Annotated in this window: 15 protein-coding genes; 8 read left to right on the top strand and 7 right to left on the bottom strand. The window is 35.2% G+C overall.

What is annotated here, in order from left to right:
• Nucleotides 1–14 precede the first annotated feature (14 nt).
• Nucleotides 15–1,217, top strand: coding sequence for an NAD(P)-dependent malic enzyme (locus AC1DKZ_RS25415; RefSeq protein WP_476997297.1), 1,203 nt, complete (start codon nt 15–17; stop codon nt 1,215–1,217).
• 293 nt (nt 1,218–1,510) lie between these two features.
• On the opposite strand, the gene AC1DKZ_RS25420 is transcribed toward AC1DKZ_RS25415, so the two are convergent.
• Together AC1DKZ_RS25420 and AC1DKZ_RS25425 are read right to left on the bottom strand one after the other, a co-directional pair.
• The gene (locus tag AC1DKZ_RS25420) at nt 1,511–2,035 is read right to left on the bottom strand and encodes a DUF4871 domain-containing protein (protein WP_476997298.1); all 525 of its coding nucleotides are present in this window, start codon (nt 2,033–2,035) and stop codon (nt 1,511–1,513) included.
• Nucleotides 2,036–2,240: 205 nt separating this feature from the next.
• Entirely contained in the window at nt 2,241–3,167 is a 927-nt protein-coding gene (locus AC1DKZ_RS25425; protein ID WP_476997299.1) for a DMT family transporter, read from the bottom strand.
• Between the two features lie 120 nt (nt 3,168–3,287).
• On the opposite strand from AC1DKZ_RS25425, the gene pdxR reads away from it, so the two are divergent.
• Nucleotides 3,288–4,688, top strand: a complete 1,401-nt coding sequence (gene pdxR / locus AC1DKZ_RS25430) for a MocR-like pyridoxine biosynthesis transcription factor PdxR (protein WP_476997300.1) — start codon at nt 3,288–3,290, stop codon at nt 4,686–4,688.
• Between the two features lie 34 nt (nt 4,689–4,722).
• Here the strand turns inward: pdxR and AC1DKZ_RS25435 are convergent, their stop codons facing one another.
• The 3 genes from AC1DKZ_RS25435 to AC1DKZ_RS25445 form a co-directional block, all read right to left on the bottom strand.
• Nucleotides 4,723–5,235 carry a GNAT family N-acetyltransferase gene (locus tag AC1DKZ_RS25435; protein WP_002029700.1) on the bottom strand — a complete coding sequence of 171 codons (513 nt, stop codon included), beginning with the start codon at nt 5,233–5,235 and terminating at the stop codon, nt 4,723–4,725.
• Between the two features lie 146 nt (nt 5,236–5,381).
• On the bottom strand, nt 5,382–6,830 hold the full coding sequence (locus AC1DKZ_RS25440) for a sensor histidine kinase (protein ID WP_016093368.1): 1,449 nt from the start codon (nt 6,828–6,830) through the stop codon (nt 5,382–5,384).
• A 77-nt stretch (nt 6,831–6,907) separates the two neighbouring features.
• Entirely contained in the window at nt 6,908–7,579 is a 672-nt protein-coding gene (locus AC1DKZ_RS25445; protein WP_476997301.1) for a response regulator transcription factor, read from the bottom strand.
• Between the two features lie 333 nt (nt 7,580–7,912).
• On the opposite strand from AC1DKZ_RS25445, the gene AC1DKZ_RS25450 reads away from it, so the two are divergent.
• Nucleotides 7,913–8,035 carry a hypothetical protein gene (locus AC1DKZ_RS25450; RefSeq protein ID WP_002010441.1) on the top strand — a complete coding sequence of 41 codons (123 nt, stop codon included), beginning with the start codon at nt 7,913–7,915 and terminating at the stop codon, nt 8,033–8,035.
• Nucleotides 8,036–8,547: 512 nt separating this feature from the next.
• Here AC1DKZ_RS25450 and AC1DKZ_RS25455 read toward each other — a convergent pair.
• Nucleotides 8,548–9,054: a GNAT family N-acetyltransferase gene (locus AC1DKZ_RS25455; RefSeq protein ID WP_002010444.1), complete on the bottom strand. Its 507-nt coding sequence runs from the start codon at nt 9,052–9,054 to the stop codon at nt 8,548–8,550.
• Nucleotides 9,055–9,555: 501 nt separating this feature from the next.
• A complete protein-coding gene (fdhD, locus tag AC1DKZ_RS25460; protein ID WP_002125147.1) occupies nt 9,556–10,362 on the bottom strand; it encodes a formate dehydrogenase accessory sulfurtransferase FdhD in 807 nt (268 codons plus the stop codon).
• A 295-nt stretch (nt 10,363–10,657) separates the two neighbouring features.
• Between fdhD and fdhF the strand changes: the two genes are divergently transcribed.
• The 5 genes from fdhF to ald form a co-directional block, all read left to right on the top strand.
• Nucleotides 10,658–13,600, top strand: a complete 2,943-nt coding sequence (gene fdhF / locus AC1DKZ_RS25465; RefSeq protein WP_242310850.1) for a formate dehydrogenase subunit alpha — start codon at nt 10,658–10,660, stop codon at nt 13,598–13,600.
• Nucleotides 13,601–13,612: 12 nt separating this feature from the next.
• On the top strand, nt 13,613–14,095 hold the full coding sequence (locus AC1DKZ_RS25470; RefSeq protein ID WP_002010449.1) for a helical membrane plugin domain-containing protein: 483 nt from the start codon (nt 13,613–13,615) through the stop codon (nt 14,093–14,095).
• A 1-nt stretch (nt 14,096) separates the two neighbouring features.
• Entirely contained in the window at nt 14,097–14,264 is a 168-nt protein-coding gene (locus AC1DKZ_RS25475) for a hypothetical protein (RefSeq protein WP_157264618.1), read from the top strand.
• Entirely contained in the window at nt 14,251–16,122 is a 1,872-nt protein-coding gene (locus tag AC1DKZ_RS25480) for a glycerophosphoryl diester phosphodiesterase membrane domain-containing protein (RefSeq protein ID WP_476997302.1), read from the top strand. Before AC1DKZ_RS25475 ends, AC1DKZ_RS25480 begins: the two co-directional genes overlap by 14 nt.
• A 369-nt stretch (nt 16,123–16,491) precedes the next feature.
• A partial coding sequence (gene ald, locus AC1DKZ_RS25485) for an alanine dehydrogenase (protein ID WP_476997303.1) occupies nt 16,492–17,516 on the top strand: 1,025 nt, incomplete at its 3' end.

Genomic DNA, 17,516 nt, shown 5'->3' on the forward strand with positions numbered 1-17,516 from the left:
GGGAGATTATAAGTATGTTAGAAAATCAAATTAATGAAAGATCATTGTTATTGCATAAAGAGTTAGTAGGGAAAATTGAGATTACAAGTAAGGTAGAAGTAAATACAGCGGATGATTTAAGCCTGACTTATACACCAGGTGTAGCGGAGTCTTGCAAAGCAATTGCGGCAGATGAAGAAACAGCGTATGACTATACAGCAAGAGGAAATATGGTTGCAGTTGTTTCAGATGGAACAGCAGTACTTGGTTTAGGGAATATTGGACCGAAAGCGGCTATGCCTGTTATGGAAGGGAAAAGTATTTTATTTAAAAAGTTTGCGAATGTAGATGCTTTCCCGTTATGTTTAGGGACGACGGATGTGGATGAAATCGTTACCCTTGTGAAAAATCTAGAGCCTACATTTGCAGGTATTAATTTAGAGGATATTGCAGCACCACGCTGTTTTGAAATTGAAAAACGATTAAAAGAAGAAACGAATATTCCTGTATTTCATGATGATCAACATGGGACGGCTATTGTTGTTTTAGCAGCTGTTATTAATGCATTAAAAGTTGTAAGTAAACAAATGGACGATGTGAAAATTGTTATTAACGGTGCGGGTTCGGCAGGAATTGCAATTGGAAAATTATTATTAAAAGCTGGCGCAAAACACATTACGTTAGTTAGTTTAGAAGGTATTGTTTGTGAAGGTGAAACATGGATGAACGAAGCGCAAATCGAAGTTTCAAAGAAGACAAACCGAGAATATGTACGTGGAACATTAAAGGAAGCGATTCATCAAGCTGATATTTTCATCGGTGTATCTGCTCCAAACGTATTAACGAAAGAACTTATACAGACGATGAACGAGAAACAAATTGTGTTTGCAATGGCGAATCCAATCCCAGAAATATTCCCAGAGGACGCATTAGCAGCTGGGGCAGCTGTAGTAGGAACTGGACGTTCTGATTATTCGAATCAAGTAAATAATGTATTGGCGTTCCCTGGAATATTCCGTGGTGCGTTAGATGTTCGTGCGACTGATATTACAGAAGAGATGAAATTAGCGGCAGCATATGGGATCGCTAACATAATTACGGACGAAGAACGTAATGCGAATTATGTAATTCCAAATCCATTAGATAAAAGAGTTGTTCCAAGTGTTGCAAAAGCGGTAGCAAAAGCAGCCATTGATTCAGGAGTGGCGCAAATTACGAAAATGCCAAGTTATAAATAGTCAAAAGCAGCGCCTTAAAAAGGCACTGCTTTTTTTGAGATAAGAAATCAAAAAAATGAAGAAGTGTAAATTTATTCAAGCCCCTTTCATTATTTATTTAATTCCATTGCAACTTGTTTACCATTTACTAAAACCTCAGTTACTGCTACGATCACTTCTATCATTTTTTTCATCTCTCATCTCTCCTCGCTTCATTTCTTATTTTAAGTATAAGAGAAGAGAGATAATCCAACTATCGAAGTACGTGACGTAGAAATTACATTGTTGTAAGGAAGTGTTTCAGTTTTGTCACTTTATTCGGCGTTGATTACAAACTGATCATAATATTTTTCATTCACATATATATTTAATACCCATAATCCAGATGAAGGTAGAGACATTACGAGAGGGAGTTCCTTTATGGTTGTATCGACTGTATTTGAAGTAGTCCAAGTTTGTTTGGAAGTTTCTTTTTGAAAGAGTACTGGTGTTGGAGTTGTAGATCCTTGTTTTAACGCGATAATAGATAGTTTTCCAGTTGGTATTTTAGGATCTAGGAAGAACCACATTATTTCATTTTGCTCATTTGCGATAATAGAGCTATCAGCCATTGCAATTTTTCCTTCAATGCCTTTTAACGGTATTTTTCCTTCTACGAATGATGGCGCTTCTTCCCAATTTACACCTTTTAAGACACTAAGATGAAAAAAGGAAGGTGCGTTAATTTGAGAGGATGACGTTTCTAGTACTTCTTTTTTAGGTACATTTGAATCGGGTTGCATTTGCGCGCAGCCAGTAATGAGGAAGGAGAAAAGTAGCATAGTTCCGATTTTTTTCATAGTGCCACACTCCTAATTTTTATTGTTAGTGTAATTGTATTTGCTAGCAGGCGGGACAATTCCTTTAAATCATAAAAAGAGGTCGTAAGTTTTGTACGACCTCTTTTGACATTTTCTATCCCGCATTAACTGCCCGTAAACGCCTGATTGGTTCAACTAATAATCAGTGGGGATGAACAAAACCTCCACTGATTAAAGTTTCACTTTATATTTGCTCAGTTGAAAAGGTTGGTTCTCTCTCTTTTTGAGGCATTGTTAAGAAAATAACAGAAAGAACGATACATACTCCGCCTAATAATTGATATGCTCCAAAAGACTCATTAAGCCAAGCGATTGAAACGATGGCAGCTACAAGTGGTTCAATGCTAGATAAAATACTTGTTTCTGTTGCTGCTAAATATTTAAGACTCCCGATATAAAGAAGGAAAGAAAGAGTGCCACTTATAATGATAAGAATAAGCATAGAAAAAGTTTGAAGTGTGAAAGTTTGCGAAATCTGATTCCATCCAAAAGAGCGATTATAAATAAGCAGTGCAATCCCTCCAATTAACATCCCCCAGCCAATTACTATAGTTGTTCCGCATTCTTTAATGAGAGAAGCCGGATGAAGGGTATAAAACGCAAAACCAATCGCTGTTAACAGGCCGAAAGTAATAGCTGCTTTAGATAAAACAATATTTTCAATTGAACCGTTTGTAATAATAAAGTATGTCCCTGTTAGAGCAGTTATAATTGCGAGTATTTGCATAGAAGCAGGGAATTTCTTTTGCTCAAACGCAACGTAAATGGTAATAAGAACAGGACCTAGAAATTGAAATAGTGTTGCCGTTACGGCATTACTAATATGAACTGTTTCGATAAAAGCGTACTGCGCACCAAGCATGCCAAGAATAGAGAAAATAATAAGCTGTATAGAATGTCTAGGGTGTTTCCAAATTTGAAATATGTTTTGTTTCTTTATTAGTAAGAAAGACAAAATAAATATTCCTGCAAGCAACAAGCGAATTGTTAAAAAATCAATTGATGATACGTTCGTATGTTGAAATAGCCACTGAATCATCGGTCCAGATAATCCCCATAATGTGGCTCCTGTAATAATCATAATGAGTCCAATACGTCTACTTTTGTTCATTATCATGCATCCCCTCTCTAGTATTTGATTATTAATGCGTTACATGATAAAAGGAATTATATAGAACTTCTGATACTGTAAAAAGTATCAGATTTTAGTTTTATTAAGGGGTCAGATATTATGTTAGAATTAACGCCTAATTTAAATATGAATAGTAAAAAGGCATTGTATGTACAATTGTATGAGTATATAAAAAAAGAAATTAAAGATGGAGCGATTTTACCTTTTACGAAGTTACCAGCTAAGCGAAAACTAGCAACACATTTGCAAGTAAGTAAAAATACAGTAGAGGCAGCTTATGAACAACTTCTTGCTGAAGGATATATTGAGTCGATTTCTAGAAAAGGTTATTTTGTATGTGAAATCGAGCAAATGATTTATGTGGAAGGTAGCGAAGAGGTAATAGGGGAAGTACCTTTTCAAGAGCAGGTGTATAAATTTGACTTCACTCAAACGGGTGTGGATACTAGTAATTTTCCGTTTCATGTATATCGAAAAATTACAAACGAGGTATGGCAATTAGAGAATAAAGAATTACTTTTTCTTGGAAATCCACAAGGTGAAGTGAGCTTGCGTGAAGAAATAGCGAGCTATATATATGAATCAAGAGGTGTGCGATGTTCGGCTAGTCAAATTGTAATCGGAGCTGGTACGCAAATATTAGTGAAGTTGTTATTTCAATTGTTAAAAGGAAGTGGTTATGCAGTTGAAAATCCAGGCTACCACCGAAAGATGGTTGTTTTCGAGCAGGGTGAACAAAATGTTCAAATGTTATCTTTAGATAAAGATGGTATTTGTATTTCAGAGTTAGAAAATAGTTCAGCTAATATTGTGTTTGTTACACCTTCGCATCAGTTTCCTTGCGGGATGATTATGCCAATTACGAGAAGACTGCAGCTGTTACAATGGGCGGAAAAAGAAGAAGGAAGATATATTATTGAGGATGATTATGATAGTGAATTTCGCTATTCAGGAAAGCCGATTCCAGCGCTGCAAGGTTTAGATAGAGATGGGAAAGTTATTTATATGGGGACGCTGTCTAAAGCGCTATTGCCATCATTACGGATGAGTTACATGGTGTTGCCAAAATCCCTCATTAAGCAGTATCAAGAGCAATATTTATTTTACACACAAAGCGTTTCAAGAATGGATCAAGAGATCATTAGGAAATTTTTAAATGACGGGCATTGGGAAAAACATATTCATAAAATGCGTGTTGTGTACCGAAAGAAGAGAGACCGTCTTGTTTCGGTATTAGAAAAATATTTTTCTAATCGCATTGAAGTAATAGGGGAAGATTCCGGCCTACATATTTTATTAAAAGTGCATAATGGGATGGAAGAGAAAGAATTAATGGAAGCTGCAGCTGAAAGGAGTATTAAAGTGTATCCTGCTTCGATATATTATAAGGAAGGGACTTCTCCCAAAAGTACAGTATTGCTTGGATTTGCGACTTTATTAGAGGAAGAAATTGAAGAGGCCATTCAATTATTATATACAGCATGGTTTACAAGAAAGTAAAAAAACATCCTCATAAATGGAGGATGTTTTTTTATTATTTTTCTTCATCTAGGAAAAGAACCATATGCTCTTCATCCCAATATTGTCCGTTATATTTTAATGAACGTTCTTGCACACCAAATGTCTTAAAGCCTAATGACTCATAAAGTTTTTTTGCACCATCGTTTCCGACAACAACATCAAGCATAACTTGCTCTACTTCTAAAGATTTAGCAAGCTCAAGACATTCTTTAATAAGTGCTTTTCCCGCTCCAAGTCCGCGTGCTTTTGGAGACACGTATACTGAACCGATTTTTGCTTTATGTTCTTGTTTTACATATGGTTTCGTTTCCAGTGTTGCAACTCCGATTAAAGTGCCATCTTTAAATGCACCTAGCGTATAGTTCTCATCTTGTGCTAATTTTTGGGCTTTATATTCAATAGCACACTCTTTATTAATAATATCTTCATAAGAAGAGCTGAAAGCTTCCGGATTTTGTTTTAATCCTTCTACTCGAAGTTCTAAGTAAATTTCTGCTTCGTCTTTTGTTAATACATGGATATCCAATTGTATCACCCTCCAAATCTTTGACAGTTATACCTATATTTTATATTGAAATAAGAATAATTTCAAAAGCTTAGCTTATATGAGCTGGTTTTATAAATAAAATAGCACCAGTAGTGTTGACTACTACTGGTGATTTCACGCATATATTATTCAAATGGTAATTCAATTATAAATTCTGTTCCGACTTCTACTTCACTTTTAACTTCAATAGAACCATTATGAAGTTCTACAATTTCTTTTGCAACAGCCAGTCCGATACCTTTTCCACCTGTAGCTCGTGTTCTAGATTTATCGACACGATAAAAGCGATCGAAAATGTGTGGGATATCTTCTTCAGGAATACCTTCACCTTCATCTTGTATACTTATTGTAAAAGTATTCGCACTGGCTACTAGTACACGTATTGTTATAGAAGTGTTTTCTAGCGAATGTTGATAAGCATTATGCAATAAATTTAACATCACTTGTTCCATACGCCTTTCATCTATACAAACTTCTAAATCATTTTTACAGTATACATGAATTTGCATTTGTTTGTTCGTTAATGTTGTTTTTGTTTTTTCAACCATGCGTTCTAAAAATGGCCTCAGGAGCATTTTTTGTTTTTTAATAACGAATTGATGTTGCTCTAATTGTACGAGCATAAATAAATCTTGTACGAGATCAGTTACACTATCCGTTTCGTCTTCAATGATTTGTAAGTATTCTTCACGTTCTTCTTTCGTTAGAGAATCTCTTTTTGCTACCTTTGCATAACCTTTCATATAGGTTAATGGAGTTAGTAATTCATGCGCTACACTAGCGAGAAATTCGTTTCGTTCTTTTTTCATATACGTAAGTTCACTAGATAAATCTTCAATCGTTTTTGCTAAGCTTCCAAGTTCATCATTTCGTTTAATTCCTAATTGAATCGGCTTATTTAATTTCGACATTTTTTCTGTCGCCCGCTTCATTTTTATAAGCGGTTCTGTAATAACACGAGAAAAAACAAAGACAGAAATAGTTGTTAAAATAAGTGTTAAAATACTCACGATAATGAATTGATCCATGAGTTTAAGTAGCATATTTTCTAAGAAGGATGTTTTTAATAACATATGTAAGTTACCTTGAAATCCATTTATTTCAAGTGGGCTTACTGTTGAGATGAATTTCGATTTTTTCCAGTTTTTTTCTACAATCAACCCGCTTTTAGGAATAGTTTCCGTTTTACAAGTAAGTTGTTTTTGCATTTCTTTCGTTACGGGTTCTGAGGTGGAAATGATTTTGCCGTTATTGTCAGTTATAATGATAGTGATATCGGTATTAGCAATTAATTCTGATCCAATTAATTCTTCAGCTGCATGCTCGATAGTGAACTCTTGATACCAAGGGCGTTTAGGACGTTCGGTGTTTGGAGTTTGTTTAGAATGTTCATTCCATTTTGCTCGGTTTACAATTTTGTCACGATACCGATTGCCTTTCTCTAATAGAGCAACGGTTTCCTCTTCAACCCGCATTTTTGAAAGACTTTTATAAAAAGATACGAAAGCAATTGTCTCAATACATAAAGCTAATATTAAAAAGTATGTCCCAACTTTAAGGGAAAGTTTGCTCATTTTCTCACCATACCTTATTTCATATAAAGTGAAACTTTAATCAGTGGGGTTTTATCCATCCCCACTGACCGAAGTAATTATTCACTTTTCCATTTATATCCGACTTTATAGACGGTTTCTAAGTAATCTTCAACTGGAAATTCTTTTTTGCGTAATTTATCACGGATATTACGAATATGTGAATCGATAGTTCTGTATTCGATGTCTGTTTGATATCCCCAAATTTTTTCAATTAAATCATCACGGCTGTAAGCACGGTTTGTATTTTGTAAAAAGAGTCCAAGTAACGAGAATTCAATAGGAGTTAGTGAGATTCTTTCACCATAAACTGTAACAGTATGTTTCGTTTTATCCCACTCAATACCATTGAAGCCAACAAATCCGTCTTTCTTCGTACGGCGTAATATGGTCTCAATTCGTGCGACTAATACATGCTCATCAAATGGTTTTGTAATATAGTCATCTGCTCCCATGGTCAGGCCTTTGACCATATCATAATTTTGGTTGCGAGCTGTTAGCATAATAATTGGAACGTTGGAAATTTGACGGATTTGATAGCAAGTATCCCACCCATCCATATTCGGCATCATAACATCTAATAAAATAATATCGAAGTCCTTTTGTTCGATTAATTCTAGCGCTTCAAGGCCAGAATTAGCTTTCATACAAAAATAGCCACGAGGGCTTAAGAACAAATCTAACAATCGTAACATACGTTCTTCATCGTCTACTAATAAAATTTTCACCATAATCTTGTGCACCCCAAACTATTCATTCTACTTGTATAGTTTACATGAAAATAATAAAAAACTCTTTTTATGTGATTGAATGGATGGCTGATTTTTTCAATCAGGGCAATTGACATAAAAAATGCACTAGTTTTGCACAACTATTTTTTATAATAGAAAACGTAGCGACACAAATATCCTATGTTGCGACATAACGTCATGTCATTTTATTTATAAAATGACAATTCCATTCTATTGTGTATGTGAGATAGAGAGGGTTTTCGTATTCACCTCGCATCGGATAAGAAAAATTTCCTATCTCACACTTTTTTTAATATAAAGGGGATTGTACACATGAGTAAAAAAGTAGAACTTTTACAAAAAGAAAAGCAAGATCGTAATGCGATTGTAATGTGTGTTGCGGTATCTATGCTTATTATGATAAGTTGTGTAAATAAATTTTTCGGGATTTTATAATAGAAAAAAAGCTTATTGCTTCTTAAGAAGCAATAAGCTTTTTTAATGTGTTCTATATAATAAACCAAGGTAGAATTGCCAGTCCAGAAGTTACAATTGCTGTAGCAAATATTAAAAAGATAGCTTGTTTGTTTTGTTTCATGTTCCATTCTCCTCTACATATCAATTGCATGCTATACGTTCATTTAATAATTAGCGGGAGACGGATCCTCCTCGCTGAGTGAAGTTTCACTTTATCAAGCTATTTGCGGGCAGTAAGACTCCCATCTCAAAATTCAGTGGATGCGAAGAAGTTAGATGGGAGTCGGGCTGCCCATAAACGCCCGATTGGTGAGGGCTAATACTCAGTGGAGGTAAAGACTTCGACTGAGTAAAGTTTCACTTTATATTTTTAGTATAACGAATGGAAAGGATTGGAACGATCGATAAAGGTGACATGAAGATTACATTGTTGTAATGAAAAAAGCATCTTAATTAATAAGAAGATGCTTTTGAAAAATTATATTAAAATGTTAATTATTTAAGAATAAAACCATATGCTCTTCGTCCCAATATTGGCCATTATGTTTTAAGGACCGTTCTTGCACACCGTAAGTTTGGAAGCCGAGGGACTCATATAATTTTTTTGCAGCAGTGTTATCAGCGACAACATCAAGCATAAGCTGTTCTACATGTAATTTATCGGCATTTTCAATAATCGCTTTAATTAAAGCTCGTCCTGCACCGAGGCCACGCGCTTTTGGAGAAACAAAAACTGAGCCGATTTTTGCCTTATGCTCTTGCTTAATAAATGGCTTTGTTTCTAGAGTAGCAATACCGATTAAATCATTATCTTTGAAGACACCTAGAGTATACTTATCCGGATTGCTTAATCGCTTTGCCATAGCAGCGACAGGGTTTTCCTGTTTAAGAACATCTTCATAAGAAGAGCTAAAAGCCTCAGGGTTTTTCATTAAACCTTCCATACACACTTTCAAATAAATTTCTGCATCCTCTGTTGTTAATAAGCGAATTTCCATAGTTGTAACCTCCTAGATTGATTCAAATTTAATTCATTAACTTTGTAAGATTAAGTTTAGTTAAATGTATTCTGTGACTATTCTTTCTTAATTTGTAAAAGAATGAAAAGATTATGCTACTATGTTTTCATTTTATTTATCCCGCTATTTGCGGGCAGTAAAACTCTCACCTCAAAATTCGGCTGGAGCAAAGAAGTTAGGTGGGAGCCCTGCTGCCCGTAAAAGCCCGATTGGTGAAGGCTAATAATCAGTGGGGGATGAACACCCCCCCACTGATTATAGTTTCACTTTATGTAATGAAATTATATATTAACTTTATTAACTATTCAAGGTTTTAATATGTTACATTTTTATAACTAAAATTCCCGCTTTGTAAAGGAGTCATTTTTATCCAATTATTCGTGGGATTCGGATTGCCCGTAAAAGCCCGATTGGTTGGGCTAATAATCAGTGGGGAGGGAAAACCCTCCACTGATTAAATTTTCACTTTCTTTTACGTATTCAATCGTTTATTTTGTAGCCATCGATTCGTTCCGGATGTGTATAAATATTGCAAGATCCATTTCGAATAAATCCTACTACGGTAATACCTAAATCGTGGGCGAGTTGCAGAGCTAGTTTAGTTGGAGCTGATTTAGATAGAACAATTTCGCAACCTATTTTTGAAACCTTTAACAAAATTTCAGATGAGATGCGTCCGCTAAACGCAATGATTTTCCCTTGAACAGAGATATTGTTTCGTAAACAATGACCGTATATTTTATCTAGCGCATTATGTCTTCCGATATCCATTCTTGATAAAAGAATGTTATTTCGATCACATAAAGCGGTATTATGCACACCACCCGTTTGGCGAAATGTAGTTGAAGATTGTTGTAAGGAAGTCATTAGGTGAAAACATTCTTCCGGAGTAATAGTTATATGTATATCATGTAACTTTTTTGCTTTTGCTGCATCGTTGACGAAAACAAAACCTTGTCTACTTTTCCCGCAACAAGAAGTTACGTACCGTTTATTATATAAAGTTTGATAGAGCGGATTAATTTTTGATGATTTTACATGGACAATTCCGTTTTCTTTTTGGATCCATAATTCTTCAATATCTTTATAAGAAGAAATAATTCCTTCAGAAATTAAAAAACCGGTTACCATATCTTCAATGTAATTAGGAGTGCATACAACTGTTACGTATTCTTCGCTATTTAATTTAATTGTAATAGGAGATTCCGTAACAACCTCATCGGTTTGTTTTGAAAATGTACCAGATTGATAACGTACAATTGTATATGTTTCTTGAATAGGCCCCATATTAAATTCCCCTTTATATGTATTTTTCTCCATATTTATCATAAAACATCGAAAAAACAAAAGCATCTACTAACAAGAAGATGGCAGATTATTTTGGTTATTATTGTATATGTACGATATAATAGATTTGTAGAATAGCGACATTTTCAAGCTTTCGTAGTTATACCTTATAACATCTAGAATCGACTTCCAAAGAAAAGTATTTCAACAGGGCGCTTCAAAAATATGTACAACACAATTATGAAAACGGATTCATAATTGTGTTGTACAGTTAGTTGTAAGGAGAGGGGAAACTATGACAGAACAGACAGTCCGTGTAACCGTTGATGGTAAAGAATTTTTCGTATCAGGTGAAAAGACGATACTCCAATTGTTTAACGAAAGTAATTTAGAACATCCTCAAATTTGTCATGTACCAGAGGTAGATCCTATTCAAACTTGTGATACATGTATTGTAGAAGTGAATGGAAGTTTACTACGTGCCTGTTCGACGAAGTTGGAAGATGGCATGCATATTGAGAGGCAATCGGAACGTGCAAAGGAAGCACAAACTGAAGCGATGGATCGAATATTAGAAAATCATTTATTGTATTGTACAGTATGTGATAACAATAATGGTAACTGTAAAGTCCATAATACAGTACATATGATGGAGATTGAAGAACAGAAATATCCATATGAACCGAAAGTAAGTGCATGCGAAGTGGATACGTCGCATCCATTCTATCGATACGATCCAAATCAATGTATTGCTTGTGGGCAGTGTGTAGAAGTATGCCAAAATTTACAAGTAAATGAAACTTTATCGATTGATTGGAGTTTAGACCGTCCACGTGTTATTTGGGACAATGGTGTGAGTATAAATGACTCGTCTTGTGTTAGCTGTGGGCAATGTGTAACAGTGTGTCCTTGTAATGCATTAATGGAAAAAACGATGCTAGGAGAAGCTGGATTTATGACTGGTTTAAAACCAGATGTGCTAAATCCAATGATTGATTTTGTAAAAGATGTAGAGCCTGGATATAGCAGTATTTTAGCAGTTTCAGAAGTAGAGTCCGCGATGCGTAAGACGAAAATTAATAAGACAAAAACAGTTTGTACATTTTGTGGTGTAGGTTGTTCATTTGAAGTATGGACGAAAGATCGTCAAATTTTAAAAGTGCAACCTGTTTCAGATGCACCGGTTAATGGTATTTCCACATGTGTAAAAGGAAAATTCGGATGGGACTTTGTGAACAGTGAAGAGCGTATTACAAAGCCGTTAATTCGCCAAGGGGATATGTTTGTTGAGGCTTCATGGGAAGAGGCTCTTGAAGTTGTTGCATCTAATATGCAACATATTAAATCAGAGTATGGTAGCGATGCGTTTGGGTTTATTTCTTCTTCGAAAGTAACAAATGAAGAAAACTATCTTATGCAAAAACTAGCTCGTCAAATATATGGAACAAATAATGTAGATAACTGTTCCCGTTATTGCCAATCTCCAGCAACAGATGGTTTATTTAAAACTGTCGGTATGGGCGGAGATGCTGGAACAGTGAAAGATATTGCTGAGGCAGGTCTTGTTATTATTGTTGGGGCAAATCCAACAGAAGGACATCCTGTACTTGCAACTAGAGTGAAGCGTGCTCATAAATTACATGAACAAAAACTAATTGTCGCAGACCTTCGTAAACATGAAATGGCGGAGCGTGCTGATATATTTGTTCACCCGAGTCAAGGGACGGATTATGTATGGCTTGCTGGGATAACGAAATACATTATCGATCAAGATTGGCACGATAAAAAGTTCATAGCTGAAAATGTAAAGAATTTTGATGAATATAGCAAAATGCTAGAAAAATATACGCTTGATTATACTGAGGGAATTACAGGGATTTCTAAAGATCAGTTAAAAGAAATGGCTCGTATGGTATATGAAGCAGATGGTACTTGTGTACTTTGGGGAATGGGTGTAACTCAAAATACAGGAGGAAGTACAACGTCAGCAGCAATTTCAAATTTACTTCTCGTTACAGGTAACTACCGTCGTCCTGGTGCCGGTGCGTATCCGTTACGCGGGCATAATAACGTACAAGGTGCTTGTGATATGGCGACATTACCGAACTGGCTTCCGGGTTACCAAGCAGTTTCAGATGATGTGCATCGTGCGAAATTTGAAAAAGCATACGGTACTACCATTCCGAAAGAACCGGGATTAAATAATATCGCAATGTTACTTGCGGCCGAAGAAGGAAAACTGCGTGGTATGTATGTTATGGGAGAAGAAATGGCTTTAGTAGATTCAAATGCCAACCATGTACAACATATTTTAGCGAATTTAGACTTCCTTGTTGTTCAAGATATGTTCTTATCGAAAACAGCTCGTTTCGCCGATGTTATTTTACCAGCAGCACCAAGCTTAGAAAAAGAAGGAACGTTTACGAATACAGAGCGCCGTATTCAAAGATTATACGAAGTATTGAAACCGCTTGGTGATTCAAAACCAGATTGGTGGATTTTACAAAAAGTAGCTCGTGCACTGGGCGGAGACTGGAATTATGGAAGTCCAAGTGAAATTATGGACGAAATTGCATCGCTTGCACCGTTATACTCTCAAGCGACGTACGACCGTCTAGAAGGCTGGAATAGTTTATGTTGGGGTAGCCATGATGGTAGTGATACACCATTATTATATGTAGATGGATTTAACTTCCCAGACAAACTAGCACGTTTATCACTAGATGAATGGGTTCCGCCAGTTATAGCACCAGATGAGTATGATTTACTATTAAATAATGGCCGTATGCTAGAGCATTTCCATGAAGGGAATATGACGAATAAGTCGGCTGGTATTTTATCTAAAGTGTCTGAAGTATTTGTTGAAATTTCACCTGAACTTGCTAAAGAACGCAATGTGAAAGATGGTGGTCTTGTAGAGTTAGCATCACCATTTGGAAAAATCAAAGTACAAGCGCTTGTTACAGATCGTGTAACTGGAAATGAGTTATATTTGCCGATGCATGCGACAGTAAATGAAGAGGCAATCAATATTTTAACAGGAACAGCAACAGACATTTATACGTGTACACCAGCTTATAAACAAACAATGGTGAAACTGCGCGTATTACGTGAAAAAGGAAATCGTCCGTTACCATCTTCAAACCCGAGAGATAAAAAACGTCATCCGCAAAATGGTGTTGAAATCGAGCGAAAGTGGCAAAGAAAACAATACGTATCACTTGTGGACCAGAATTAGGGGGCGGAGATAATGGCAAAAGAGATTACTTTAATTAAAAAGAAGATTGTAACAGAAGAAGAAAAAAAACAGCAAGTAACAGATGAGTTGTTAAATGATCTAGCTGAAAATAGAGAAGCAGTAGAAGAGACGATGCAGCTATTAGCGCAGTTGCAAAAAGCTGGAATTTTAGATGCAGCAATTAGTTTACTTGCTGCAAAAGAAGATGTTTCCAAAATAGCTGTTGAACAATTGAATCGTGAACCAGTAAAAAACGCATTAAACAATATGATGGGGGCAGGAGAGGCATTATCTTCAGTGGACCCAGAAATAACGAAACAAATAACATCTAGTTTAGTCACTGGATTACAATTTGCAACGGATGAGCTGAAAAACGGAAAGAAAACAAAAGTGATGGATTTCTTTAAAGTATTAAAAGATCCAGATATCAACAGGGCGATTACATTCGGTTTTAGTTTCTTAAAAGCATTTGGACAAGGATTAGAGAAAAAATAGAGTGAGTGAAAAAAGTGATGGGATTAGCCATCACTTTTTTCATTATATGTATAAGAGTGTTCATGTTAAGCGGAATATATTATTATTAAAAAGATGGATTGAAATTGGAAATGTGGAATCCATCTCAAATATCGTTTTAGAATGTGGAGGAATATATGCAACACCGTAAAAGACTATCTATACCAGGAGTAATGGGACATTCCTTTCAAACAGTTAGATTTGCTTTTTGGAATGTATTAACCTTTCAACTTGCTTATAAATTATTAGCAGCGATTGTATTTGTCCCGCTATTTGGGATCATTTTTAATAAGTTATTGTATTTTGGTGGTTATGCAAATGCGACGAATGATGAATTATTAACGTTTTTAAAGACATCATATGGCATTTTGGCAATCGTCATTTTATCATTGTTAGCACTGTTTCTTATCTTTACGGAATTTGCGGTGCTTATTATCATTTCGTACTTCGCTCATAAAAGACAAAAGGTGAAATTACGTCCGATTTTATATAAAACCGTAACGTATTTACCTACTCTTTTCACATATTGCTTACCAGGATTTATTTTATATGCGGTCGTATTGTTACCTCTTTTAAATATTGGATATGAAACGGCATTAATTCCACAAATTCAAATTCCTAACTTTATTACAGGAGAACTGTTTAAGACAACGATGGGACAAGTTGGTTATTACACGTTCTTTGCTGTAGTTGCGTATTTGAACCTTCGCTGGATTTTTGTTCTACCTATTGTTGTTTTAGAGCAAAAGCCGTTTCGCACAGCAGCACGTAAAAGTGCAACGTTAGTAAAAGAAAGTTTTTTTAAAGTACTATTCTTTTTAGTAGGATTTTTTATTTCAATAGGGATTGTGTACGGTGTATTTTTGGGAATGTATTTATTGTGTCTATGGGGCATGTATGAATTTACAAATCCACAGGGAACATTTGCATTATTAGCGGAATCAACAATGTCTGTATTTTTAACGAGTACATTGTATTTATTTAGTTTTATCGTGACGCCATTTTATATTATGGGAATAACACGATTGTATTTACAAAAGGTTCCGGTTGAAGATGTTTTATTAGAAGAAGGATTAGATTATTCGAAAACAAAAGCAGATAAATGTTTCTTCCAAAAACATCGTTGGAAATTTATTGGTGTATATATTGTAGGAATTATTACCGCCGGAATGGTCGTTGCCTTCATTGTAACGTTTATTTCAAATTCATATAAAGAACCAATTATTATGGCTCATCGTGGTTATATTTCAAAAGGTGTAGAGAATACGAAAGAAGCTGTGCAGGGGGCTATTGATGCCAAAGCAGACTACGCTGAAATTGATGTACTGCAAACAAAAGACGGTGAACTAGCAGTTATACATGATTTGAAGCTAAAACGTCTTGCTAATGCTAATGTTCATGTGTCAGATTTAACGATGGAGGAGTTAAGACAGCTTACCCTTAGTCAAGATGGTTTTTCAGGACAAATAAGTACACTTGATGAGATCATTAAGCTGGCAAAAGGAAAAATCAAACTTAATATTGAAGTGAAGCTTCATGGTGGCGAAAAAGATTTCGTAAACAAAGTATTAAAAGCGATTAAAGATAATGAATTTGAGAAGCAATGTGTCATTCAAACGTTACACTATCCGCTTATTAAAGAGTTTAAACGTGCAAATCCAAATATAAAAGTAGGATATATACTGTATGCGAGTAGAGCTAACTTAAAGAATGTGAAGGCTGATTTTTATGTAGCAGAAGAATACATGTTAAATAAGAAATTAGTAAAAGAAGCAAGGAAGCTAAACAAGCCAATTTACGTATGGACGGTAAATGATATGGAAAGGTTAAAGGGATATTATAAGTTAAACGTAGATGGTATCATTACCGATTATCCTGAAGATGCACGTGAAACAATTAAGATGTTAAAAGAGCAAGAAGATCGTGAAAGTGATATGTTTGATAAAATTAGTGAGACGACAGAAGATCTATTTTCAAAGTTATTTATAAGTTATCCAGCTGCTGGCTAAATGCCAGTAGCTGTTTTTTTGTGAAAAGAATATATTTCTAAAGTATTGAACAAAGTAATAAGTGTATATGTATACGTCATTGCTTAGTTTTTTTACATTGTTACATTATTGTCAAATAATAAATAATTACTATGCATTTTGAATGGATATAATAGAAATAGAGTAATAGATGATGGAGTGGTACGGAGAACCCAATAAAATCAATGTTTTATATATTTACACTATTCTAAATATATAAACTTTAAAAAAATAGTATGTTAGCGTTTTCATAACTTTTAAGTTATGCTAGAATAAGGACATAAGTTATTAATTATTTAAAAAAGAAAAAAGAATTCCTTTTTTCTGTTAATTATAAGGGGGCATTTCATTATGCGTATTGGGGTACCGGCAGAAATTAAAAACAACGAAAACCGTGTGGCAATGACACCAGCAGGTGTTGTACATTTAGTTCGTAACAATCACGAAGTATTCATTCAAAAGGACGCAGGTGTAGGATCTGGTTTCACAGATGCTCAGTATGTTGAAGCGGGAGCGAAAATTGTTGATACGGCTGAAGAAGCTTGGAACATGGAAATGGTTATGAAAGTTAAGGAACCAGTTGAAAGCGAATACAAACACTTCAGCGAAGGTTTAATCTTATTCACATACTTACACTTAGCTCCAGAACCAGAATTAACAAAAGCGTTAATTGAAAAGAAAGTTGTTGCTATCGCATATGAAACAGTACAATTAGAAAACCGTTCATTACCATTACTTGCACCTATGAGTGAAGTAGCTGGTCGTATGGCTGCACAAATCGGTGCGCAATTCCTTGAGAAAAACAAAGGCGGTAAAGGTATCTTACTTGCAGGTGTTCCAGGAGTTAAACGTGGTAAAGTAACAATTATCGGTGGTGGACAAGCTGGTACAAATGCTGCTAAAATTGCAGTTGGACTAGGTGCGGATGTAACAATCATCGACTTAAGTGCAGAACGTCTTCGTCAATTAGATGACATTTTCGGAAACCAAGTAAAAACTTTAATGTCTAATCCTTACAATATTGCAGAAGCTGTAAAAGAATCTGATCTTGTAATCGGTGCAGTATTAATCCCAGGTGCAAAGGCTCCAAAACTTGTAACTGAAGAAATGATTAAATCAATGGAACAAGGTTCTGTTGTTGTAGATATCGCGATTGACCAAGGTGGTATTTTCGAAACAACTGACCGTATTACAACTCACGACAACCCAACTTATGAGAAACATGGTGTTGTTCATTATGCAGTTGCAAATATGCCAGGTGCGGTTCCACGTACATCAACTCTTGCATTAACAAACGTAACAGTACCATATGCAGTACAAATTGCTAACAAAGGCTACAAAGAAGCTTGCCTAGGCAACACTGCATTATTAAAAGG

Source organism: Bacillus sp. 05T21, assembly GCF_056396785.1.